This is a genomic window from Priestia sp. FSL H7-0729, assembly GCF_038005685.1.
Classification (GTDB): domain Bacteria; phylum Bacillota; class Bacilli; order Paenibacillales; family Paenibacillaceae; genus Paenibacillus.
In genome coordinates this window covers 372,876-397,662 of sequence record NZ_JBBOTQ010000002.1, presented here as the reverse complement: position 1 = coordinate 397,662, position 24,787 = coordinate 372,876, and the positions used below count along the sequence as shown (strand labels likewise).

22 protein-coding genes are annotated in these 24,787 nt (G+C 45.0%); 4 read left to right on the top strand and 18 right to left on the bottom strand.

Features of this window, described 5'->3' with window-relative positions; translation table 11 throughout:
• Window positions 1-10: 10 nt before the first annotated feature.
• The 4 genes from MHH93_RS08310 to leuB form a co-directional block, all read right to left on the bottom strand.
• A complete protein-coding gene (locus MHH93_RS08310) occupies window positions 11-1,117 on the bottom strand; it encodes an ATP-binding protein (protein ID WP_500053645.1) in 1,107 nt (368 codons plus the stop codon).
• A gap of 384 nt (window positions 1,118-1,501) precedes the next feature.
• Window positions 1,502-1,918 carry a hypothetical protein gene (locus MHH93_RS08305; RefSeq protein WP_017689649.1) on the bottom strand — a complete coding sequence of 139 codons (417 nt, stop codon included), beginning with the start codon at window positions 1,916-1,918 and terminating at the stop codon, window positions 1,502-1,504.
• Between the two features lie 355 nt (window positions 1,919-2,273).
• The gene (locus MHH93_RS08300; protein ID WP_036610146.1) at window positions 2,274-2,813 is read right to left on the bottom strand and encodes a peroxiredoxin; all 540 of its coding nucleotides are present in this window, start codon (window positions 2,811-2,813) and stop codon (window positions 2,274-2,276) included.
• Between the two features lie 278 nt (window positions 2,814-3,091).
• Window positions 3,092-4,177 (bottom strand): 3-isopropylmalate dehydrogenase, encoded by a 1,086-nt coding sequence (leuB, locus tag MHH93_RS08295; RefSeq protein WP_253432739.1) that lies wholly within the window; start codon window positions 4,175-4,177, stop codon window positions 3,092-3,094.
• A 233-nt stretch (window positions 4,178-4,410) separates the two neighbouring features.
• Between leuB and MHH93_RS08290 the strand changes: the two genes are divergently transcribed.
• Complete coding sequence (locus MHH93_RS08290) at window positions 4,411-5,391, top strand: aldo/keto reductase (protein ID WP_500053644.1); 981 nt, start codon at window positions 4,411-4,413, stop codon at window positions 5,389-5,391.
• A gap of 256 nt (window positions 5,392-5,647) precedes the next feature.
• Here MHH93_RS08290 and MHH93_RS08285 read toward each other — a convergent pair whose 3' ends face one another.
• The 4 genes from MHH93_RS08285 to ilvB all read right to left on the bottom strand — a co-directional run bounded on the left by MHH93_RS08285 (window position 5,648) and on the right by ilvB (window position 10,813).
• A complete protein-coding gene (locus tag MHH93_RS08285; RefSeq protein WP_500053643.1) occupies window positions 5,648-7,189 on the bottom strand; it encodes a 2-isopropylmalate synthase in 1,542 nt (513 codons plus the stop codon).
• Between the two features lie 139 nt (window positions 7,190-7,328).
• A complete protein-coding gene (gene ilvC / locus MHH93_RS08280; protein ID WP_192134654.1) occupies window positions 7,329-8,321 on the bottom strand; it encodes a ketol-acid reductoisomerase in 993 nt (330 codons plus the stop codon).
• 261 nt (window positions 8,322-8,582) lie between these two features.
• The gene (gene ilvN / locus MHH93_RS08275; protein ID WP_024628317.1) at window positions 8,583-9,065 is read right to left on the bottom strand and encodes an acetolactate synthase small subunit; all 483 of its coding nucleotides are present in this window, start codon (window positions 9,063-9,065) and stop codon (window positions 8,583-8,585) included.
• Window positions 9,062-10,813 (bottom strand): biosynthetic-type acetolactate synthase large subunit, encoded by a 1,752-nt coding sequence (gene ilvB / locus MHH93_RS08270; protein ID WP_091032851.1) that lies wholly within the window; start codon window positions 10,811-10,813, stop codon window positions 9,062-9,064. Before ilvB ends, ilvN begins: the two co-directional genes overlap by 4 nt.
• A 602-nt stretch (window positions 10,814-11,415) precedes the next feature.
• Here ilvB and MHH93_RS08265 point away from each other — a divergent pair.
• Window positions 11,416-11,859, top strand: a complete 444-nt coding sequence (locus MHH93_RS08265) for a GNAT family N-acetyltransferase (RefSeq protein ID WP_237176231.1) — start codon at window positions 11,416-11,418, stop codon at window positions 11,857-11,859.
• A gap of 6 nt (window positions 11,860-11,865) precedes the next feature.
• Here the strand turns inward: MHH93_RS08265 and MHH93_RS08260 are convergent, their stop codons facing one another.
• The 9 genes from MHH93_RS08260 to MHH93_RS08220 form a co-directional block, all read right to left on the bottom strand.
• Window positions 11,866-12,264 (bottom strand): hypothetical protein, encoded by a 399-nt coding sequence (locus MHH93_RS08260; RefSeq protein ID WP_500053642.1) that lies wholly within the window; start codon window positions 12,262-12,264, stop codon window positions 11,866-11,868.
• 217 nt (window positions 12,265-12,481) lie between these two features.
• On the bottom strand, window positions 12,482-13,444 hold the full coding sequence (locus tag MHH93_RS08255) for an ABC transporter permease (protein WP_192134648.1): 963 nt from the start codon (window positions 13,442-13,444) through the stop codon (window positions 12,482-12,484).
• A complete protein-coding gene (locus MHH93_RS08250) occupies window positions 13,445-14,524 on the bottom strand; it encodes an ABC transporter permease (RefSeq protein WP_500053641.1) in 1,080 nt (359 codons plus the stop codon).
• Window positions 14,517-16,055: an ABC transporter ATP-binding protein gene (locus MHH93_RS08245; RefSeq protein ID WP_500053640.1), complete on the bottom strand. Its 1,539-nt coding sequence runs from the start codon at window positions 16,053-16,055 to the stop codon at window positions 14,517-14,519. The genes MHH93_RS08250 and MHH93_RS08245 overlap by 8 nt, the downstream gene beginning before the upstream one ends.
• Before the next feature lie 184 nt (window positions 16,056-16,239).
• A complete protein-coding gene (locus tag MHH93_RS08240) occupies window positions 16,240-17,280 on the bottom strand; it encodes a BMP family lipoprotein (protein ID WP_500053639.1) in 1,041 nt (346 codons plus the stop codon).
• Window positions 17,281-17,859: 579 nt separating this feature from the next.
• Window positions 17,860-18,219, bottom strand: a complete 360-nt coding sequence (rplT, locus tag MHH93_RS08235; RefSeq protein WP_017689664.1) for a 50S ribosomal protein L20 — start codon at window positions 18,217-18,219, stop codon at window positions 17,860-17,862.
• An 87-nt stretch (window positions 18,220-18,306) separates the two neighbouring features.
• Window positions 18,307-18,510 (bottom strand): 50S ribosomal protein L35, encoded by a 204-nt coding sequence (rpmI, locus tag MHH93_RS08230; RefSeq protein WP_017689665.1) that lies wholly within the window; start codon window positions 18,508-18,510, stop codon window positions 18,307-18,309.
• Between the two features lie 24 nt (window positions 18,511-18,534).
• Complete coding sequence (gene infC / locus MHH93_RS08225; protein WP_017689666.1) at window positions 18,535-19,029, bottom strand: translation initiation factor IF-3; 495 nt, start codon at window positions 19,027-19,029, stop codon at window positions 18,535-18,537.
• A 333-nt stretch (window positions 19,030-19,362) separates the two neighbouring features.
• A complete protein-coding gene (locus tag MHH93_RS08220) occupies window positions 19,363-20,601 on the bottom strand; it encodes a glycosyltransferase family 2 protein (RefSeq protein WP_076209221.1) in 1,239 nt (412 codons plus the stop codon).
• Between the two features lie 711 nt (window positions 20,602-21,312).
• On the opposite strand from MHH93_RS08220, the gene MHH93_RS08215 reads away from it, so the two are divergent.
• Together MHH93_RS08215 and MHH93_RS08210 are read left to right on the top strand one after the other, a co-directional pair.
• Window positions 21,313-21,840 (top strand): phosphatase PAP2 family protein, encoded by a 528-nt coding sequence (locus tag MHH93_RS08215; protein ID WP_500053638.1) that lies wholly within the window; start codon window positions 21,313-21,315, stop codon window positions 21,838-21,840.
• 50 nt (window positions 21,841-21,890) lie between these two features.
• On the top strand, window positions 21,891-23,042 hold the full coding sequence (locus tag MHH93_RS08210) for an MGDG synthase family glycosyltransferase (RefSeq protein WP_500053637.1): 1,152 nt from the start codon (window positions 21,891-21,893) through the stop codon (window positions 23,040-23,042).
• 103 nt (window positions 23,043-23,145) lie between these two features.
• Here MHH93_RS08210 and MHH93_RS08205 read toward each other — a convergent pair whose 3' ends face one another.
• Window positions 23,146-24,699 (bottom strand): ABC transporter substrate-binding protein, encoded by a 1,554-nt coding sequence (locus tag MHH93_RS08205; protein ID WP_500053636.1) that lies wholly within the window; start codon window positions 24,697-24,699, stop codon window positions 23,146-23,148.
• Window positions 24,700-24,787: the final 88 nt, after the last annotated feature.

Genomic DNA, 24,787 nt, shown 5'->3' with positions numbered 1-24,787 from the left:
CCCGCTTTTCTCAATATACCAAGGGTAACATAATCATAAACCGTGTACCTTCGCCCTTTTTGCTATCGACAGAGATGGTACCTCCATGATTCTTGATGATCCGGTAACTCACCGAGAGTCCAAGCCCCGTTCCGCTCTCCTTGGTCGTGAAGAATGGATCAAACAGACGTACAAGCGTGTTATGGTCCATTCCTTGACCGTTATCCTCAATGGAGATCTGCACGAACTTGTTTTCCGTAGTGGTAGATATTCGAATTAGACCGGTATGCTCTTCGCCGACTTCCTCAATGGCATCCATTGCATTTTTTACCATATTCAAAATAACCTGCTTAATCTGTTTGACATCAATGGACACATTCAGCGGGGCATCCCCTTCATCCAGTATGATCTCGCACCCTTTCATTAAACCTTCACTTTCTGTCAGCAAGACCACCTCTTTGAGCAAAGAGTCAACGGACATCACGGTCTTCTGTGGAGCTGACGGTTTGGAAGAATTCAAAAATTCGTAGATGATGTCGTTCGCCCGATCAATCTCCGTTAGTATGATTCGAGCGTACTCGTCTTTGCCGAGCTGCAGCAAATGGGGTCTAAGCAATTGGATGAACCCACGGATTGCGGTCAACGGATTACGAATTTCATGAGCAATAGATGCTGATATCCGCCCCAGCATCGCAAGTTTGTCATTTTGATAAGCAGTCTGTTCAATTTGTTTATAATCAGATACATCCTTGACACTGAACAAGAAGTCGCCATCCATCTGATCACCATACGTTACAGTAACCAGCCAATGCCTTCCGTACTCATCAATCAATTCATGATAGCGCTTACGGTGAAAGATGGTTTCCCGATAGATTCGTAGAATTTTCTTTTTCTTGAATCGGCTCATTTGTGGATGATGCAGCATTTGCATCAGGGTACAGCCGCTCAATAGACTTCTTGGAAGCTCCAACAACTTTGCCATCTGAACGTTAATAAAGGTCAATACACCGTGACTGTCAAACAACATAATACCGCTATCCAGATGCTCCAGTACGTTTTCATACTTGTTGTAATCCAGATGCACAGGTGGGAATCCGTCCGTTGATTGAGGCACTGTATCCTGAAATTCACTAATCACGTCAGGTTCCTCCTTTTCACGTAAATGATAAACTTGCCATTCGGACATCATATCATCACAGAAACAGGAAGGGCCGATTTTATTTTTCATTACCGGTGCCCTTTCGTTGGGGGGTGAGCCGAAAATATGGATGGCATGTCCGGAACTCAAGCTGGACTATTCCCAAACACGAACATTTTTTGCTCCGCCTCTTTTGCAAGTCTGTTTTTATCATAGACAAGTTTATAGAAGAGAGTCAATCGGAGAAAGTGTCGAATGGAAATTATTTTAAAAAAAACCTCGAATTAGCCCCAGAACAAACGCACAAAAACGAAGCCGTCTCACCCCCTCGGGCAAATCAGCTTCGTTTTTAATATCTTTAACTTGTGATATATTCAAGATTATCTATAGTCCGGTCTTATTATGCTGAATTTTCAGTCTGCGCTGACTCATCACAGCTAATCGACGTTTAAGTTCGCTTTCCCACTTCTCGTCTTTGGTTTCTTTGGCGAGCCTTAGCAAATCCAGAGCCATATCAATCTGGCGCTGTACAATGACCATGGCGTCCTCACTCTCACGGTTCACACAGTTTTCGAAAATTGCATCCTCGTCTTCTGTAACATAATCTTGAAAGTCGATCTCAGATGCACCGTCACCATGCGCATATTCAGCCAGAATTTCATATTCGTTTTCAACTTTATAATGCACCTCAACCCGATGACACACCGGGCAAAACAGCAGGGGAACATTATGAACCTGGGTGCGGTAATGCTTCAGCGTGCCCTTCGTTCCAACCATACTTGCCCCACAACAGTAACTCATTTTTGTTCACCCTCCTTATTACGTGCCGGGACTTTTTTGTTAAAATGCAATCCCGTACACTTCCAGCACTTCCGAAAAGGAATAGTTCCATCAGTGTATCACATTCATGTACAGATTATAAATGCAGAGCACCGGAATATTTACCGGGTTTCCATACCCTATTCGCCTTAAAGGCCATCAATTCCTCTTTCAACAGATAAAAGAAGACTTTCTTCTAATATATTATTAACACGCTTAGCTGCTTGTTCAAACACTTTTGATTAACTTCGTGATAAATTTCGGCAAAAGGGTGCAAAAAGCCCTCAATCCCTAACGGGATGAGGGCTTGAACAAAAACCGTTCAAGTTAACCTGGCTTACAGGTTAGTGTCACCTGGTTTCCAGTTCATTGCACACAATCCGCCGGATTGCAGTGCTTGCAGTACGCGAAGTGTCTCTTCAACACTACGGCCTACATCGTTGTGGTTAACCACTTGATATTTCAATTCGCCTTCTGGATCGATGATGAACAAGCCGCGCAATGCTACGCCTTCTTCTTCGATCAGAACTCCGTAATCTTTAGCTACTTGCTTCGTGATATCGGAAGCCAGTGGGAAGTTCAATTGACCCAGACCATTGCTGTCTACAGGTGTATTGATCCATGCTTTGTGGCTGTGTACGGAGTCTACGCTCACGCCAAGGATTTCAGTATCCAAAGCTTTGAATTGCTCGGAAGCAACGCTCAAAGCTGTAATTTCAGTTGGGCACACAAATGTGAAGTCCAAAGGATAAAAGAAGAATACAAGCCATTTGCCACGATAATCGGACAGTTTAACGGAACCAAAATCTTGTCCATCTCCCGATACTGTTTCCATTGCGAAATCCGGTGCTGGTCTACCAACCAAACGTTCTGCCATAACTAAAAATTCCTCCTTTGGGATTATGTAAGCATCCTTACGGATTGCTCATCATCAAGAAAAACGCGAACGCTTTTCCTGTAATTAAAATGATTTGAACCTTGATAACAAGTACAAGTAAAATGTTATCATCCGGACTTGCCAAAGTCAAGATTATAAACATTATTTTTTTATAATAATTATAAATAAGGATTTTTCGTGGCAAAAATCAGAAAGGAACAGCCCTCTGTACATTCCATAACTGGAAACAAAGGGCTGCCATATTGGTGGTAATATAATTACGCCTGTTTCTGAATAGCCGCTACAATCAAATCGCCCATTTCAGTCGTGCTGATCGCTGTGCTCTTGTCTACAGCAATATCACTTGTGCGGTGTCCTGCGTTCAATACATCCGACACAGCTGCTTCAATGGCATCTGCACCTTCTGCATAACCAAAGGTCGTGCGGAACATCAACGCCAAAGAGAGAATGGTTGCAATTGGATTAGCTAGGCCTTGACCTGCGATATCAGGTGCAGAACCGTGTACCGGCTCATAGAGTCCGAAACTGCCTTCTCCCAGTGACGCAGATGCGAGCATACCGATGGAACCAGTCAACATCGCTGCTTCATCACTCAAGATATCTCCGAACATGTTCTCCGTTACGATGACATCGAAGCTGGCTGGGCGACGAAGCAATTGCATCGCGCAGTTGTCTACAAGCACATGCTCCAGTTCAACATCCGGATAATCTGGTGCTACCCGGTTAACGACTTCACGCCAGAGACGGGAAGTTTCCAATACGTTGGCTTTGTCTACAGAAGCCAGCTTTTTGCGACGTCCTTGCGCAATTTCGAATGCTTGACGAACGATCCGCTCTACTTCCGTTACATTATATGCACATGTATCTACAGCTTCTTCGCCCTGTGCACTTTCACGTCTGAACTTCTCACCGAAGTAAATTCCACCTGTCAACTCACGTACCACCATCAGATCTGTACCTTCAAGTACTTCCGGCTTCAGAGTTGAAGCATCCTTCAGGCAATCAAATACGACAGCCGGACGCAGGTTGGAGAACAATCCGAGTGCTTTGCGGATTCCCAACAGGCCTGTCTCCGGGCGAAGCTCCTTGCTGTTGTTATCCCATTTTGGACCGCCAACTGCTCCAAGCAAGACGGCATCTGCACTTTTACATACGCTCAGTGTTTCTTCAGGAAGAGGTGTGCCCTTCTCATCGATTGCAATTCCCCCGAACAACGCGTGCTCTGTCTCAAAACGATAACCGAATACTTCCTCCGTACGTTTAAGCACTTTCTCAGCCTCAGCTACGACTTCAGGGCCGATTCCGTCACCTGCAATAACTGCAATTTTTTTCACGTCTGCCATTGGGTTGTCCACTCCTTATATTTCACTCATTAATGATTCTTAATGAAACGTCTCATATTAACTCTCTCTTTTGTATCATATTCCAAGGTCATTTGACCAAGATATACAATCTATGACTTTAATAGATTTTACCTATAAGCCAATAGAGAATAGCCTTTCCAAGTTGTTCTGACCTCCCGGCTGAGTTAAAATATAGCTGAATTCAAATCAGGTACGCAGGAGGGATAAGCAACATGCAATATTCGTATTTGGGTAAATCTGGACTCAAGGTCAGCCGAATCTGTCTCGGTACCATGAATTTCGGGCCCGCTACAGATGAAAAAGAAGCTTTCCGCATTATGGATGCAGCACTCGATGCAGGCGTAAACTTTTTTGATACCGCTAACATCTACGGCTGGGGTGAAAATTCTGGGCTTACCGAAGAAATTATTGGACGCTGGTTCAATCAGGGCGGAGGCAGACGCGAAAAAGTGGTTCTGGCCACTAAAGTTTATGGCTCCATGCATGATGATACTGACGGTCCCAACAACGAAGCCGGCCTCTCTGCCTACAAAATCAGACGTCATCTGGAAGGTTCCCTCCGCCGCTTGCAGACGGATCATATCGAGTTGTACCAGATGCACCATGTAGACCCTGCCGTATCGTGGAACGAGCTGTGGGGTGCATTCGAGAATGCCGTTCACCAGGGTAAAATCGGTTATGTAGGATCGAGTAACTTTGCTGCATGGCAGATTGCAATCGCTCAAAGCGAAGCCAACAATCGTCACTTCCTCGGCCTGGTTTCCGAACAACATAAATATAGCCTCAACTGTCGTTTGCCTGAGTTGGAAGTACTGCCTGCCGCCAAACAGCTGGGTCTCGGCGTCATTCCATGGAGTCCACTGGATGGTGGATTACTGGGACGGAACGCTCTGCAGAAACTGGAAGGAACGCGCAGCGGAGGCATCGCTGGACGGATTGAGCAGCAGCAAACTCAGCTTGAAGACTTCGCTGCACTCTGTCGTGATCTCGGCGAACCGCAGGATACGGTGGCTTTGGCATGGGTTGCAGCCAATCCGGCAGTAACTGCCCCGATTATTGGACCACGTACACTGGAGCAGTTTGAGACCGCACTCAAATGTCTGGATGTGACTTTGGATGAAGCCGTGCTCAAACGTCTGGATGAGATTTTCCCGGGTCCAGGTGGACATGCACCTAATGCATACGCGTGGTAATCACTTGATAGCGTAATTCAATGCAAAAAGGTACCTATAAAATGTACTGTGTTTCATTGCTATAATCATATAAATACAAACAAAAGAGTCTGACCCTCGACAAGAGAGTCAGACTCTTTACGCTTCTCAGTGAACAGAGCATAGCAGGCAGAAAAATCCCTTATCCAAATAAGGAGTTAAGATAGATCATCCTGACAGATGCGTTCCAGCTTGAATTTCAGTTCACTAAAGAATTCGTGCTCACTGCACCGGAACCCTACAGGTTCACGTTAACACGGTTCGTATATGTCTTGCGTTTTTCAATCAATTGATTCAGGCCGTCCACATAAGCACGTGCACTTGCACCAAGTATATCTGTGCTTACGCCACGTCCTTGTACCGAAACCTGGTTTTGAGTCAGCACAACATGTACTTCACCCAATGCATCCTTACCATGCGTTACCGATTTGATGGAGTAGTCGGACAACGTTACGTCTTCCCCACTCACTTGGTCAATCGCATTGTAGATTGCATCTACTGATCCGTTACCCTCTGCCTGCTTCTCAAGCGTATCCCCATCAAGCATTGCAATGCGGACTTTGGCCGTTGGTACCGATTCATCTCCATACGTTACGAAGATGGATTCCAGTTTATACACCTCAGGTGCATCCTGCAATTTCTCTTCAATGACGGCGAGCAGATCTTCGTCAGTCACTTCTTTCTTCTTATCAGCCAAATCTTTGAACTGAGCGAAAGCACGATTCAACGCTTCTTCTTCCAACTCATATCCCAGATCAATCAAACGCTCACGGAAGGCATGACGACCGGAATGTTTACCCAGTACAAGCTTACTTTCCTTCAAACCGATAGACTCTGGTGTCATAATTTCGTACGTGGTTTTTTCCTTCAGCATGCCGTCCTGGTGAATTCCGGATTCATGTGCGAAGGCGTTCGCCCCAACAATGGCTTTATTGCCTGGCACAACCATACCTGTCAAACGGCTAACCAGACGACTGGTCCGTGCAATCTCAGACAACTGCAGTGAAGTTTTCGCCTGGAAAAACTCCTGACGTGTCTCCAGCGCCATAGCGATCTCCTCGATCGCCGTGTTGCCGGCACGTTCACCAATACCATTGATCGTACCTTCGATCTGATCGGCTCCGTTGAGAATAGCTGCAAGTGTATTGGCAGTAGCCATACCCAAGTCATTATGACAGTGGGCACTTAGCTGTACTTTTTCAATACCGTGCACATTCTCCTTGAGATGTTTAAAAATGTTTCCGTATTCATATGGGCTCAGATAGCCAACCGTATCCGGAATATTCACCACGGATGCACCTTCTTCGACAGCCATATTCACCATTTCCACGAGGAAATCATACTCGGTCCGACCCGCATCCTCAAGCGAGAATTCGATCTTCGAAAATGTTTTCTTCGCATAACGAATCGCGGAACGAGCCGTATCCAGGACCTGCCCTTTGTCCATGCGCAATTTATGTTGACGGTGAATAGGCGAAGTTGCCAGGAAAACGTGAATGCATGGGTCCTGTGCGCCTTTAAGTGCTTCCTTAACCGCATCAATATCTTGCTCTCTCGAACGGGACAAGCCAATTACAGTTACATTTTTGACCGCTTTTGCTACTGCATTGACAGCCGCCAGGTCACCTGGAGATGCCGCCGGGAAACCAGCTTCCATCCGGTCAATACCAAGCCGCTCGAGCTGATGGGCAATTTCCACCTTTTCACGAGTGTTCAGATTGACTCCCGGGGATTGCTCTCCATCACGCAGCGTTGTGTCAAATACATAGATTTTACGCACGCTTCGCACCTCCTGTACTTGTATTATAATGTTTCTCTGAACCAGCAATAGCGGCTCACGCATAAGCACGGCCGCTATTCCCAGTTAAAGCTCTAAGTTTACTTGAATACCTTAAAGTGCATATTCTATAAGTTAATGCTTACTTCTTGATCCAGTGCATCATCTCACGCAATTGTCCGCCAACCACTTCGATTGGGTGTTCAGCTTCGTTACGACGAGTTGCTGTCAAGAATGCACGTCCGGATTGGTTCTCCAAGATGAAGTCGCGAGCGAATTTACCTTGTTGGATATCCGTCAGCACTTCTTTCATTGCTTTCTTCGTATCTTCAGTTACAACGCGAGGTCCAGTTACGTAGTCACCGTACTCAGCTGTGTTACTGATGGAATCACGCATACTTGCGAGTCCGCCTTCATACATCATGTCAACGATCAGCTTCAGTTCGTGCAGACATTCGAAGTATGCCATTTCAGGAGCATAACCCGCTTCTGTCAATGTTTCGAATCCAGCTTTTACCAATGCACTCACGCCACCACACAGAACAGCTTGCTCACCGAACAGATCTGTTTCTGTTTCTTCACGGAAGGAAGTTTCGATAACCCCTGCGCGTGTACAACCGATACCTTTAGCATAAGCCAAACCGATTTCTTTCGCTTTACCTGTTGCATCTTGCTCGATCGCGATCAGGCCCGGTACACCAAAACCTTCCACATAAGTACGACGTACCATGTGACCAGGGGACTTAGGAGCTACCAGCAATACATCGCTGTTTTTTGGAGCAACGATTTGACCGAAGTGAACGTTGAAACCGTGTGAGAAGAGCAATGCAGCGCCTTCTTTCAGGTTTGGTTCGATTTCGTTTTTGTATACAGAAGCTTGAGTTTCGTCTGGCAGCAGGATTTGAACTACATCTGCGCGGCTTGTAGCTTCAGCCGGGGACAGAACTTCAAATCCGTCATTTTTTGCGGAGTCGAAGGATTTACCTTCACGAAGTCCGATGACTACGTTCAATCCGCTATCACGAAGGTTTTGGGCTTGGGCGTGGCCCTGGCTACCATAACCGATTACCGCAATCGTTTTTCCTTTCAATACGTTAAGCTCTGCATCCTGTTCATAATAAGTAGTTACTGGCATGTTTATAAGTCCTCCTTTTATTGTAAAGAACCCTTCATTAATGAGCGGGTGTCTCAAGGGACCGACTCGTTTGGAGTGTCCAAAGCATCGCTGGTCTGATCGATCCGTTCAGACACCCGCCCATTAATGCGGGAATGTAGCTATATTTTCAAGCGTTACATCACTAAAATGTTACATTACAACTGTTAAGGGACTGACATTCACCTAAGATCAACTATATATACGTTAGCTAACCGTCGTCCCTCTTCATTCATTATAACTTTATACGTTGCCACGTACCAATGCAGTTATGCCTGTACGGGACAATTCACGAATGCCATATGGCTTGAGCAATTCAATCATGGCATCAATTTTGTCCGTATCTCCGACCACCTGTACAATCAGACTGCCTGGCCCAACATCTACAACGGATGCGCGGAATGTTTCTACCACACCCAGAATCTCAGGACGCTCGGAAGGCTCTGCTTTAACTTTGATCAGGGCGAGTTCACGGGCTACCATCGGTTTCAGGCTAAAATCAACCACTTTAATAACATCGATGATTTTGTACAATTGTTTCTCAATCTGCTCCAGTGTTTTATCGTCACCAATGGTGACAATAACCATCCGGGAGAGTCCGGGTTCTTCCGATTGACCTACTGTAATACTCTCAATATTAAATCCGCGTCGACCGAACAACCCTGATACCCGCTGAAGGACGCCAGGCTGATCGTTTACCAGTATCGAGATCGTATGTCTTATCATTCGTCAGCATCCCCCATCAGCATTTGATCAATTGTCGCTCCTTGCGGAACCATTGGATATACATTTTCTTCCTTGCGCACTACGAATTCAACAACGACCGGTCCTGGTGTATCCAAGGCTTCCTGCCAAGCACGCTGGGCTTCTTCCTTGTTGGTTGCACGCAAACCTTTTACGCCATAAGCTTCAGCCAGTTTTACAAAATCCGGACTTCCTGCCAGATCAATATGGCTGTAACGGTTCTCATAGATGATCTCTTGCCATTGGCGAACCATTCCGAGTACCTGATTGTTAATGATCACAATTTTTACCGGTATATTGTTAATGGCACAGATCGCGAGTTCTTGGGAACACATCTGCATTCCGCCGTCACCGTTAATGGAGATAACGAGTCTGTCCGGATTGGCCATCTGAGCACCAATGGCAGAAGGGAATCCAAAGCCCATCGTTCCAAGACCACCCGAAGTTACCCATGAACGCGGTTGATTAAATTTATAATATTGTGCTGCCCACATCTGATGCTGTCCCACATCCGTAGTCACAATCGCTTCACCTTTGGTTGTATCATTCAGCATTTCAACAACCCACTGTGGTTTCAACACTTCGTCTGAATCGGTATAGCTATAAGGTTTCTCTTGTTTCCACTGTTTGATCTGGTCTCTCCATGCATCTGCACGCTCGGCACGTCCAACTTCTTTGTTGGCTATTTCCAGTACGGTCTTCACATCACCAACGATTGGAATATCGGTTGCAATGTTTTTACCAATCTCAGCCGGATCAATATCGATATGAACGATCTTGGCATGTGGAGCGAATCCATCCAGCTTACCTGTAACCCGATCATCGAAGCGTGCGCCGATATTAATCAGCAGATCCGCTTTTTGAATAGCTTGATTGGATGTGTACGTTCCATGCATACCTGGCATACCCGTCCATAATTCATGACCGCTTGGGAATGCGCCTAGACCAAGGAGAGTCGTTGTGATTGGAATACCTGTCTTCTCAACAAACTCGAACAGTTCTTCATGTCCTCCCGAGTATACCACACCGCCACCAGCCAGAATCATTGGACGCTCTGCTTCCTGAATGGCTTGAGCCAAACGGTCAACCTGCAGTTTGTTTGGTACTGTCCGTGGATTGTACCCTCTCAATATAACAGGTTCAGTTGTCGGTTCAAACAATGTTTTGTTCGCCGATACATCTTTTGGGATGTCGATCAGTACAGGACCTTTACGACCGGTATTGGCAATATGGAATGCCTCATGAATTACGCTGGACAGATCTTTTACATCTTTCACCAGGTAACTGTGTTTCGTGATTGGCATTGTAATCCCGGTAATGTCCGCTTCCTGGAAAGCATCTGAACCGATCAGGCTCGAAATAACGTTCCCCGTAATGACTACGAGTGGTACTGAATCCATATACGCTGTTGCAATACCCGTAACCAGATTCGTTGCTCCTGGTCCGGAAGTAGCGATGCAGACACCAACTTTGCCACTTGCACGTGCATATCCGTCAGCTGCATGTATTGCCCCTTGTTCGTGACGAGTGAGAACGTGTTTGAAATCCTCAAAACCATACATCGCATCGTAAATGTACAACACTGCGCCGCCCGGGTAACCAAATACGCACTCGACACCTTCAAGTAACAAGCTTCTCAGCAGAATTTCGGATCCGCTAATGACCTCCGGCTTCATCCATTTTTCACGTAATTCATCTGTTGACCGTACTTCTGGAATTTGAGCTCCCATCAGTCATCCTCCTCTCGGAATTTACACCATTCTGACATTTAAAGTTACAAAAAAAACCTTCCATCCCTGCAAACAAGTTCATGCTTGCGAGGGACGAAAGGTTATCGCTTCCGTGGTACCACCCAACTTTGCCCGAAATTTCGCAATAACGGACCTTACCAGGTATAACAAAACGATAGCTCAAACGAACACAGTCGTTTCCCATACCTGTTGTCTGTAACGCAGACATACGATTTTCCCTAATACGCGAAAGGAGTGACATCCAGTGCTTTTCAGGAAAACAGCTCCGAGGTGAGCTCGTATATAAGGGATAATGGTGGTGGTTTCAGCAATTCCAGCCACTCTCTGAGCAAAAGAGCCCTTAAAACTTCGTCCTCTTCATAGCCGATGAAATATTCTCGTTAAATGTTAGGAACATTATATGATTCCTCCAACCGATAAGTCAATACCTGTTTTGCATAAAAATTCAGAGAACCTTCCTTCCTCCCTCTACAACCTTTAACGTTGCCCTAATCCCGGTGCTTCATTCAGTCACCTTTTATCTTGCCTCGGGCATAGGATATACGAGCAGCACGACTGGTCCTGAAAGGAGGCTCCGTATGGTGATTCGGCAACGCACATCCAAGCTGGATGATGGCGCCATCATGAAGCTGATTGACACTCAACTTGTTCCTTTATCTCATATGAGCGAAAAGGAAATTAATAAAATCCGCAAAGAAATACCCCTGCGAATGAACAGGGGCATGACCTTTGTTGTCTCGCCGGAGCCAGATAAAGCTGCTGTGGCATTCATCCATTTTCTCATGCATGGGGAACTGCTCTATGTCGATATGATGGCCGTTAGTCCGAAAGAGCAACGCAAACGTTACGGGCAAACTTTATTGCTCAAAGCAGAGAGCTTTGCGGCATCCCGAGGTTGTCGAAGATCTAAAGTAATGGTGGATGAAGGCAATACCAAAGGACTTCAGTTTTATCAAAAAAATGGATACAGCGCCATTCGATACATCATGATAAGCCGCTGCTATGAATTGGAAAAGACTTTATAGAATGTCCTAGAAAAATCCTGGTGGTCGTGGACCCGGACCATAAGGACCGAATCCAGGCCCCGGGCCAAAACCGCCACCAGGTCCTCCAGGTCCACCATATCCCGGTCCGTAGCCTGGACCATAACCTGGGCCTGGTTTTGGTCCAGGTCCAGGTCCATATCCGGGACCGAAGCCGGGACCAGCGCCATAAGCATAAGGCAGTGTGGCTATAGCAAGTAGATCAAATAATACCAGTGGCAGAATCGCTTTAGTACGTACTTTTTTGCCATTCAGACGCTTCAGAACCAGTTTGTTGCCCGATACTTTTAACAGCTTTCCCGTAACCCGAGTGCCGTCTTTTTTGATTGCAACAATATTTTTGCCTATTAGTTTCATCGCTTCATCACGCGTAACTTGTTGTTTCATACTTTCCCCTCCTCCTCGGATCGTTCAAAACAGTGTATTCGTCCATGACCGAATTCGCCTGTTTCTTTGTCCCTACCTGAAAATATGGGTATCTGCACGAGAACCAAAGTAAACGTGAAAAAGTCGCTTGACAACTCTCAAGCAAACAAAAAAAGGCCCGCACAAGGCGGACCCTTTTATCAAGCTTTTGAATAATAAATTGACATGTTGCACGTAGCTACCTTTTACCCGGGTCATACGCTTCACCGAGTGCAGACGGAGCCGAAGAACGTCCAACCGCTGCAACGAGAACGATGATAGTAAGCAGGTATGGCAACATGAAAATAATTTCCTGGGGAATACTTTGTGACCATTCAAACAACTGCACATAGTTTCGGATTGCTTGTGAGAATCCAAAGAAGACAGCCGCACCAAACGCACCAATCGGATTCCACTTACCAAAGATCATAGCTGCAATGGCAATATAACCTTGGCCGGAAACCGTATTGTGTGAGAAAGTACCCGTAGTCGTCAACGTGATTGCAGCACCACCAATGGCAGCAAGCGCACCACTGATCATAACGCCAACATAGCGATAACGACGTACTTTAACACCAACTGTATCAGCCGCACTTGGATGTTCACCTACAGAACGAAGGCGCAGACCAAATGGCGTTTTGAACATAATGTAATACGTCAAGAATACGAACAGAATGGCCAGATATGTCGTTGGATATACGTTCTTGAAGAAGGCTTCTCCAAGCAAAGGAATGTCTTTCAAGAACGGCACATCAAACTTGCTGAAGCCTTGAACCAACGGTGAATCACCAGAACCTTCGAACAACAGTTTAACCAAGTACAACGTACTTCCTGCTGCCAAAAAGTTAATGACAATACCACTGATAATCTGGTCTGCCTTAAATGTGATAGACGCAACGGCATGAATCAACGATACCAGTATGCCTAATACAATCGCAAGCAGAACCCCCATCCAGGCTGACGTCGTTCCGCCCATACCCGCTTCTTGAGCATAATGCGCCCCGATACCAGCTGCAAAGGCACCAAAGACCATAAAGCCTTCAAGTCCAAGGTTCGTTACCCCTGATTTTTCCGAAAAAATTCCGCCGAGTGATGCAAAAATCAATGCCGTAGCAAAGACAAGCGTCGTATTGATAATTTGCCCAATTGTCAACAAGTCCATCTACAACACCTTCTCTTTCTTACGCTTCGAATAGAACGGTTTGAGTATCCAGCGCACGATGCCTTGTGCCGCAATGAAGAAGATAATCGAACCGATCACAATCCGAATAATCTCAGGCGGAACGTCCGCAGCAAAACTCATACCTGCAGATCCGTACGTGAGGGTACCGAACAACACTGCACCCAACAACACCCCAAACGGATGATTCAAACCAATCAGGGCAACTGCTATGCCGTCAAAGCCCGTACCTGGGGATCCCGACATGACAGTCTGGTAATGGAACACACCAAGAACCTGGAATGCACCACCAAGACCAGCAAGCATACCACTGATAAACATTGCTTTTACGATATTCCGGTTAACATGCATACCGGCATATTCAGCCGCATTAGGGTTGTAACCTACCGCGCGGATTTCATAACCTTGTTTTGTTTTCCACATATAGATATAAAAGAGCACAGCCATCACAAGGGCAATTAACGTCCCCATGTGTACACGGGAGTTGCCCATCAGTTCAGATAACCATGTGAGACTAATCGAAGCCGATTCGCTGATATCCACGGAGCGATTCTCGCCCTTTAACAGCAAGAATTGGCGTACGATAAGGTTCGCCAGATACAGACCAATCCAGTTCAACATGATACTACTGATAACTTCATTGACCCCACGTGCTGCCTTCAGATAACCAGCAATAGCTGCCCACAGACCACCAAACAAAGCACCGGCAATCAAAGCCAGTGGCACATGAAGGTAGATCGGTAAACCTGCAAACTTAACACCAACAAATGTCGCAGCGGTCATACCGACGAGAAATTGACCTTCTCCCCCGATGTTAAACAACCCTGCACGTGATGCAAATGCAAATGCAAGTCCAGTCATAATTAGTGGCGTCATTTCCCGTACTGCTTCACCAAAGTTGTACATGTCTCCAAATACCTTGGTGAACAATGCGCCGTAAGCCTCAATTGGATTGTAACCACCAATCAGCATGACAACTCCACCGAGAATTAGACCCATAATAATAGCTACTACAGGCAAAATAAATGAATCTCGCGTAAACCATTTCAATACGTTATTCATGCGCAGTACCTCTCTTTTGAGTGCTGCCCGCCATCATCAAGCCGAGCTCCCTATCATTGGTTTCTTCCGGCAGCACCTCGCCAACGATCTGGCCTTCATAGATGACAGCAATTCGGTCAGATACATTGATAATCTCATCAAGCTCAAATGAAATCAGCAGAACAGCCTTACCTTGATCACGCTGTGCAATCAGTTGCTTTTGCACGAACTCAATAGCCCCCACGTCCAAACCACGCGTTGGTTGCGCAGCGATAAGCAGTTCAGGATTTTTATCTACCTCACGGGCGATAATGGCCTTTTGCTGGTTTCCTCCAGACAAGGACCGAGCTTTGGTCTCGATGCTTGGTGTACGTACGTCAAACGCCTCAACAAGTCGCTTCGCCTGCTGTTTGATGGCATCGAAATTAAGGAACCCTTTACGGGTGTAAGGTGCTTTATAATACGATTCCAGAACGATATTTTCACTCACTGAAAAATCAAGTACAAGTCCGTGTTTGTGCCGATCTTCCGGAATGTGGGCTACACCCGACTCCGAGATATGGCGTGGAGAATGATTGGACAGCTCCTTGCCCTCCAAACGAATCGAACCACTTTCGACTTTACGAAGTCCGGTAAGGGCTTCAATCAATTCACTTTGACCGTTACCATCCACGCCTGCGATTCCAACAATCTCTCCAGCACGTACGTTCAGGTTAAGTTGGTTCAGTACTGCAATACCTTCTTTATTCTTGGCGGTTAGTTTGCTGACTTCAAGCACATTCGCTCCTGGTGTAGCCGGCTTTTTGTCTACTTTGAACGTGACATTCCGCCCCACCATTTTCTCTGCCAGTTCATTCGGATTGGTTTCCGATGTTTTAACCGAATCAATGACTTTACCCCGACGAATAATCGTTACCGTATCGGAGATTTCCATAATTTCTTTCAGTTTGTGCGTAATCAAAATAATGGACTTTCCTTCAGCTACAAGTTTCTTCATGATGATCATCAGTTCTTTGATCTCTTGAGGAGTCAATACAGCTGTAGGCTCGTCAAAAATCAGAATGTCTGCACCTCGATACAACGTTTTAACAATCTCGACACGTTGCTGCATTCCGACAGAGATATCATGAATTTTGGCATGAGGATTCACCTTGAGTCCATACTGTTCGGAAAGACGCTGAACTTCAGCGGCTGCTTTTTTATAGTTAATATTGAGACCCTTCGTTGGTTCAGATCCCAAAATAATGTTCTCTGTTACCGTGAACGGCTGTACAAGCTTAAAGTGCTGATGCACCATGCCGATGCCAAGATCGATTGCTCGGTTAGGACTGTCGATGATGACAGGCTTGCCATTCACTTCAATGGAACCTTCATCTGGCTGATAGAGACCAAATACAATATTCATCAACGTTGACTTACCAGCGCCATTTTCGCCCAGTAGCGCATGGATCTCGCCTTTACGAAGCTGAAGGCTGATGGCGTCGTTGGCAACAATGCCTGGGAAACGCTTCGTAATTTGTTTTAACTCAACGACGGGGGTTGCTGCACCCATGTAATCACCCTTATAACTGATATAGTGTGGTTCCGCAAACGAAAGAAAAGCTCCTACCGGAGCGTTGATACACAGTTACCTTGTACAATTGTTATTATCACTTGATCAAATGTTCCTGTTCTTGCAATCATAAGGCCGGTCTAGACCGGCCTCAATGATTATTCATTTGTGACTAAGATCAAAATTACTCCGTAGGAACTTTGATTTCGCCGCTGATGATTTTTTCTTTGTACTCTTCTACTTTAGCAAGGACATCAGCAGATACATTAGCAGTAGAAGTATCAGCAACACCTACACCGTTTTCTTTTAGGGTCAGGTTCTCAGAACCACCAGCAAATGTACCATCAACAATTTCTTGGTTTACGCGTTTAACCGCTTCGTCAACTTTTTTGATCATGGAAGTCAATGTGATCTCATCACCAAACTCAAGAGATTGGTCTTTGTCTACACCGATAACCCATACATCTTGACCTTGTTTCTTACGAGCACTTGCTTCGTTAAACACACCGTTACCAGTTGCGCCAGAAGCGTGGAAGATAATATCTACACCTTCATTGTAAAGTGTTGCTGCTGCTGCTTTACCCAAGTCAGGTTTATCGAATGCACCTGTGTAGTTAGAAATGAATTTAGCATCAGGGTTAACTGCTTTAACGCCTTCTCTGAATCCTACTTCAAACTTTTTGATCAGTGGGCTTTCCATACCGCCTACAAAACCAATTTTGTTTGTTTTTGTTGTCAGACCGGCAACAACACCAACCAAGAAGGATCCTTCTTCTTCAGCAAAAGTTACGGACTTAACATTAGGAGAATCCACTACGCTGTCAATGATCGCGAGTTTGGAATCCGGGTTTTGGTCAGCAACCGTTTTGATTGCATCAGCCAACTGGAAACCGATACCCCAAGTCAGATCATATCCACCTTTGACGAATTCGTTCAAGTTCGGAATGTACTCTTCATCGGATTTACTTTGCAGGTATTTAACTGCTACACCTGTTTCTGTTTCAGTCGCTTGCAGAGCTTCCCAAGCGGATTGGTTAAAGGATTTGTCATTAACTCCACCTACGTCAGTAACCATACCGATTTTGAGATCGGATTTCGCTTCAGTAGATGTGCCACCTGTATCTCCTCCGGCATTTGTTTCTTCTTTCGGTTTGCTACCGCAACCTGCGAGCATAACCGATACCGCCAGCAACATTACCAAAGACAAGCTGAGCATCTTTTTCATTTCTCTTTTTCCCCCTTAATGATATATCCTTCATTCCAATCCAGCCTACAATTGAACGGTTAACAGATAGCAAAAATGACTTTTATGCAGAATGTATGGTTTCTTCGACATTAAAAGCGCATTCTCACCCTTGAAGTATCCTATCATCTGTCGAAAAACCGAACATTATGACATGGAGAGAAAAATCTAGGACTAGCCTACTAGAGGTGATTATACAATCAACCAGTGTTAAAATCCAGATGTTTCATCACCAAATATCACATATTTTTGTTCTTTTTTTATTGAAAACGCTTAATAATTTAGCGTTTTAACACACTAACGTTACAGCGATGTGATGTTATATAACAAAAACATACCGCAGACTTTAGTGATGAATAGGATTTACCTGTTTTTATTTGTATTATTTCACCGTTCGTATTTTATGTATTCCCACGGACTGTTATTCACCCGTTATCTGGTTTCATTGTTCCCTTCCAGACTACAGCCTATTCGCTCTATTCATTCAGAGATTTACCGTTGGATTTCTTCCAAGCCGTAAAAAAAGCCGCCATATAGGTACGGCGGCTTGTATCATACAATTTAAGCGTTGATTTTGCCTTTAGCTACAGTAGCCAAAGAGTTGAACGCATTGATGTCGTTAACGGCCAGATCAGCCAACATTTTGCGGTTCATGTCTACACCAGCAAGTTTCAAACCATGGATCAGTTTGTTGTAAGACAAACCATTCATACGTGCTGCAGCATTGATACGAACGATCCACAGTCTGCGGAAGTTACGTTTCGTGTTGCGACGGTCACGGTATGCGTAAACCAGGGATTTCATTACTTGCTCGTTAGCTGTTTTAAAAATACGGTGTTTGGAACCGAAATAACCTCTTGCCAGTTTCAAAACCTTTTTATGACGACGACGTACTACAAAACCGCCTTTTACTCTTGCCATATTAAAGAACCTCCCAAATAAATATAAATGTATCCGTGGTATGTGTACGGCCGTAGCCGATCCCCCATACGGAATGTACTAATTAAATTAGCCTTTCAAGTTAGCCAAACCTTGTTTCAAACGTCTAACATCCCCGGCAGCCATAACTGGGTTACCGTTCAGAACGCGCTTAGCACGTTTGGATTTGTGGGAAAGCAAGTGGTTTTTGTGAGCTTTGTAACGAAGGACCTTACCGGAACCGGTAATTTTGAAGCGTCCTTTCAAACTGCTGTGTGTTTTCATTTTAGGCATTTTGTGTTTCCTCCTCCAATGTTATCAGGCTTTAGGAGCCAAGATCATGATCATACTGCGGCCTTCCAATTTTGGTTGACGTTCAACAGTACAAAGTTCTGCAACTTCTACCTTAACGCGTTCCAAAATCCGTTGACCAATCGCGGCATGTGCAATTTCACGTCCGCGATAACGAACAGAACATTTCACTTTGTCGCCTTCGTTCAAAAACTTAACTACATTACGAAGCTTCGTTTGATAATCGTGCTCCTCAATATTGGAACGGAACCATACTTCTTTAATATCAACAATTTTCTGGTTCTTACGGGCTTCTTTATCTTTCTTTTGTTGCTCATAGCGGAATTTGCCATAGTCCATAATACGACACACCGGCGGTTTAGCCTGTGGTGCCACATTGACCAGATCCAAATTCAGGTCAATCGCCATTTGCAGTGCTTCGCGAATGGGCGTAATCCCAATTTGTTCTCCTTCAGCTCCGACAAGGCGTACTTCCTTCGCCCGAATCTCATCATTAATCATGTGATCTTTACTAATAATCGTCCACCTCCAGGTCATTTTGAATATCCAGTTAAACAAAAATAAAAGGGATGCCGGTTAAGCTACCGACATCCCTGTAATCAACACAATTCTTCATGAGTATAAACTTCATAAATTATTGGGATCGTTGACCAGCCAACAGATTTGTTGATCAGGTGAGAAGTCGGACTTCTGCTTGTGATTCCATTGCTATTCGTTTTAAGGCACTTGAATACTATATCACCCACAAAACACTTTGTCAACATTCTTCATAACTTTTTTCGTAAATTATACAATTGTTATATCAGAAGTCAATAAAGTATCGCATGCATATCCTTACCCCTGCTTGCTCTGTACCTCATCCAACCGTACAACACGTGTATGTTGAGTGTGGCTCCACTGTTTGTTGTTCTGCGTAAAGAAAGCGTAGAACGTAATCGGGTACCAAGACAGCAGATAGATCGGGAACAAAATCAGATATAGATAAACTTTGGCAAAGGTAACCTTCTCCAGCGCCATGGACAGCAGGAACGTCAGAATGTTCAAACCAATAGCCACGAACCCAACCCATAACGGGAAGTATCCATAAATATTAGCAATGTGCGGACCGCTGAATATAGCCATGTCTACCCACATCACAGCCGTCATCAGGAACGTAAGCAATACCACATAGACATTGGCTCCATAGATAGCAAGGTCGAATTTTACCAGGCTTCTTTCCTTAATGGACTGCCAGAGCAGTGGGAAGAAGTATCTACGCGCAACTGTAAAGTGACCTTGCATCCAGCGCAGACGTTGTCTCGCTGAAGCTTTGAATGTTAATGGCTTCTCATCAAATACTTTGGCGTCATAGTTGAAAACAGGATACACATTACGTTGCACACTGCGCATCGTAAACTCCAGATCTTCAACCAGACTTGTTGCACCCCAGCCAATTTCCTTCAACAGATTGGTCTCGAAGCACATTCCGGTTCCACCGAGGAAATTCGCCATATTCAAGTTATGACGAGACAACTGCCACAAACGGTTGATGTACCAGTAAGATACACCGTAAGCTGCAGTGATCCAGGAATCCTCCGGATTTTTCGTATCAATGTATCCTTGGATAACACGCGAACCATTGTTCAAGTCATCATTCATCTCAAGCAAGAAGTTACGGTCAACCAGGTTATCTGCGTCAAACATAACCACTGCGTCATACTGACGCGGCAATTTCCACAGGTACTTAAGCATCCATTCAATGGCATACCCTTTACCTCTTAGATCAGCGTTGGTACGTACACAGGCATTCAACCCATGTTCTCTAACAATTTGAGCCGTTCCATCCGTACAGTTGTCACAGATGACAAACACATCGTACAGATCTTTCGGATAATCAAGTTGTTTTAAGTTCTCCATCAAGGCACCAATGACTTGTTCCTCATTGTGTGCTGCGACGAGTACAGCGAATGATTTTGTCGCCGGATAATGTTTCTTTTTCTTTTTCTTAATCAGACCGAACAGCGAAAACGTGAATTGGTACACGGCTAGCAGTGCCAGAATGACCTGCATCGTGACGAATATAGCGTCCAACATCGTTCTCTGTTACCCCCTTTTTTTCAAACCCAGTTTACTCAAGCATTTCTCTTCCTGATTCTGCATTTATATTTTTTTGTAATCTGCAGAATATGACCCTGTTCTTTTGTGTACTACGTGAATATATCAGGCAATGTTTCAAAGCTTGGTTGCTATCAGTTGGCTGCTTTATCGATTCTGTATTCTTTTCAGTCATTTGTCAAAACCCCAATTTCACTTTTTGAAGCAGAAATGTGATCTTTAAACGCTGAATAGACACTTCGTGATACCACAACCTCGCATTCATGCCTGTTATATCTTATTTTCAGCCGTTTACTTGATTTTTATTTCTAAAGTCCCTGCTTTTTTCATCAGCATGTTATTCTTCGTCAGAGGCTCTATAACAAATAACGCAAACAGACCTCAAAAAGTTTGAAACAAAACTCACATTTTTTTTACCTCATTTCAGCCATGTTGAATCATTGTATCTTTTTTGGCCGACCCAAGTCAAAAAGTTAAGATGGGTATATATCCACTCTTTAACATGAATTTTACGTTCTTTACATGGGTTCTCCTTGAAAAGGACAACATTTAAAAATATGATAAACATATACCTGAAATAACCTCAAGTTCACGAAAAACGGTTATATACTAATCAGGACGACACCGGATGCAGAAAATGACCGGAAATAATGCCGCCATCGCAGGCGGCCTGACTGGCAGGAGGCCAATATGAGCCGTTTATTCTTAAAGTTTCAAGACTACGATCGAAATGTTTTTATGTGGATCAACGGCCGACTTCATAATCGATTTATGAATTTCTGGCTGTATTATTTCACCCATCTGGGTGGAGCAACTTCTTCTATTGCAGTATCCTTGTTAATCTGGCTGCTTGCTCCAGCTCCATGGAGCACAACAGGACTCCAGGCTTGTATCGCTCTTGCGGTCAGCCACATCCCTGTAGCCATCGCAAAAAAATTGTATCCCCGCATTCGACCTTATCTGGCCTTGCCGGATACAATTACATTCCGTAATCCCCTGACGGACCACTCGTTTCCTTCAGGACACACAACTGCCATTTTTTCGGTCACGGTTCCATTTATGACCACTGATCCGATCTTATTGCTAATATTGTTGCCTGTCGCCATTATTGTCGGATTCTCTCGAATTTATCTGGGATTACACTATCCTTCCGATGTTCTGGCAGGTGCTACAATAGGTACTTTAGTCGCACTTGCAACAGTTGCATTCTGGTCTTAAAGCCGATATGTTAGACTCAGAAAAACCTAGCAGGAACAGGTGAAGTAAGCGTGGATAAAAAAAGAGTATTACTATTATCTGAAGGCTTTGGTACGGGTCATACTCAAGCCGCCTATGCATTGTCCAGCAGTTTGAGAAAGCTATCATCAGACGTTCAGACGAAAGTGCTGGAACTGGGAAGTTTTTTAAATCCCAAGGTTGCACCTCTTATTATAACAGCATACAAAAAAACGGTTACCAACCAACCCAAGCTTGTCGGATACGTATACAGACACCAATATAAAAAATCATTAAACCGGCTAACAACACTCGCGCTGCATAAACTGTTCTACACCCATACACGCAGTGTTGTGCGTCAGTTACGTCCCGATGTAATCGTATGTACCCATCCGATTCCAAGTGCTGTCATATCCAGACTGAAACGTCTGGGTGCACAGGTTCCTCTGTGCACAGTCATCACCGACTATGATGCACATGGGACGTGGATTAACCGTGAAGTAGATCTTTATCTGGTTTCTTCAGATGAGGTTAAGTCCAAACTATTGCTGCGTGGCGTGCCTGTAGACAAAATTCGTGTCACGGGCATTCCCGTGCATCCAAACTTCTGGGAGCATCCCGGACGAGAAGAGATCCGAAACAGATTCAACCTTAAGAACATGCCCACTGTTCTGGTGATGGGCGGAGGTTGGGGAATGCTTAGCGACAAGCTGGTTCATCCGTTGCTCACACGCTGGCATGAAGAGATCCAGATCATTTTTTGTCTGGGTCGCAATGACAAAGCACGGATCAGCATGGAACAAAACCCCATGTATCGTAAAGAAAACATCCATATTATCGGGTACACCAACGAAGTTGACAAATTAATGGAAGTATCCGACCTACTGATCACCAAACCTGGGGGAATGACATGCAGTGAAGGCTTGGCCAAAGGAATTCCAATGTTATTCCACAATCCTATACCTGGTCAGGAAGAAGAAAACGTCCATTATTTTACCGCAAGAGGTTTAGGAGAACCCATCACTTCGGTGGATGTAGTGGTCAAATGGATGAACAAGTTGCTGCACAACTACCCGGATGTCGTACGTAAACGTAAACGTCATCTGGCGGAAATCGCCAAGCTGCATCCGCTGGAGAGCGCTCAAAGCATTATCGATCTGTTAGAGAACGTTCGTCCTTCTTCCGCAGAAGAGGCCCATTCATAAATTTTTTATGCCTCTAATCAACGGCTTCAAACAAGCCTGCAACCACATTGAAAAGGTGCCTTCGGTTATGAGGGCACCTTTTCTATATGAAGGAAAGTACAAACTATTGAATGCCTGCTGTCTTCAAGTACTCCTGCCACTGCTTGGTGTACTCAGCCTGAATTTTTTCCAATCCGGCTTGTTTAGCCTTCTCCATAAATGTGTTCAATCCAGCCTCCACGTCTGCCACCAAACCTACATTAAGTGGATACAAATATTGTTTCTCCACTTGTTCCAATGCAGCCTTCTCTGCTTGATACGGGGTCCAGTCTTCAGCAAATCCGGTATAAATATCCGGCTTCTTGATTTTGTCGAGATCTTCGAACATGGTCAGGACATCATCAAAGGTTTTATCGTAGAGCATGAATTCGGGATTGCGCCAAGCCCAGCCATTCATGCCCTCACGCGGGAAGCCGTTCGTTTGTGCATCGCCCAACATTTTGTAATATCCATTGTCTACCTCAAAGTTTTTACCTTCAACACCGTATTCAGTCAACCAGTTATATCGTTTGTCTGTCACGAGCTTCTCGTAAAATGCCAACGCTCTTTCCGGGTTTTTACTGCTACGCGGGATCGCAAAGCCATTGTGGATCGGGTGAACCGGTTGTGCAAACCCTTTTGCATTCGGGTAAGGGAAATAAGCCAGTTTCCAATCTGGATGCGTAGACTGCACCTTGATTACATCTGCATTAAATTTGTTCGGGTTTTCCCCGGACAGAACTACAGCCGCTTTTCCATTTTGCAGCAATGAGTTGGAAGTATCTTTTACATTTAGTACGTTTTTCGGGAAAAATCCTTTGTCCATCCAGCGTTTATACGTTTTTAGATCTTCCAGATGTTGCGCAGATCCCCAGTAGGACGTCACGGTTGAAGGTGAGTCATACATAATATCCAGTCCATATGGAAGTTGACCTGCGGTATTAACCAGCTTGGATGTCAATTGACGGATACCATGAGTATGGTTAGCATTGCTATCCGCGATCGGAATCATATTGGGTTCGTTGGCCTTAATGCCTTCCAAATACGCTTCGAGTGTCTCGAGCGATTCTGGCTTCGGAAGATTGTACTTCTCACGCAGGTCCTCGCGGTACGCAATCCCCTCGGTTACATACTCAATCCAGGTGGATGGAACAGTATAGATTTTGTCATTGATTTTGACAGCATTCCACATGTCATCAGGGACATGAGCTTTCAGTTTTGGCGCTGCTTTTGGCAGCATTTCATCCAGTGCCAGGAACGCGCCCTTCTTGGCATAGGACTGGTAGAATGTCCAATCCGCTGTGAATATCAGATCGATCGGCTGCCCGGAAGACAGCAGCAGTTTATATTTTTGATCCCAGTCGGTCCAGGAGGTGTAGTTGAATTTCACATTGACGTTCAGATCAGCCTCAGCCAGCTTATTGATCTCGGATTCGATGACAGGCAGATCTTTGGGAGCATCCCCAAGCATGTAAAATTGAAGCGTTACTTTCTCGCCTTTGTTATCGGATGTTCCCCCTTGCTCACTTCCTTGCGTCGATCCCCCCGAACCGTTGTTACATGCGGCAAGCACCCCGGCGAACAACATTAGGGCAAGTACCAGAGACAGGTGCCGAATTGTTTTGTTACGCATACGCATCCTCCCTTTTTGTGGTGAACCTTTATATGTTAGCGCAGACTCGCCATGTTTCAGACCGGAGCTGATGCCAGCAGCCTGATATCCAGAG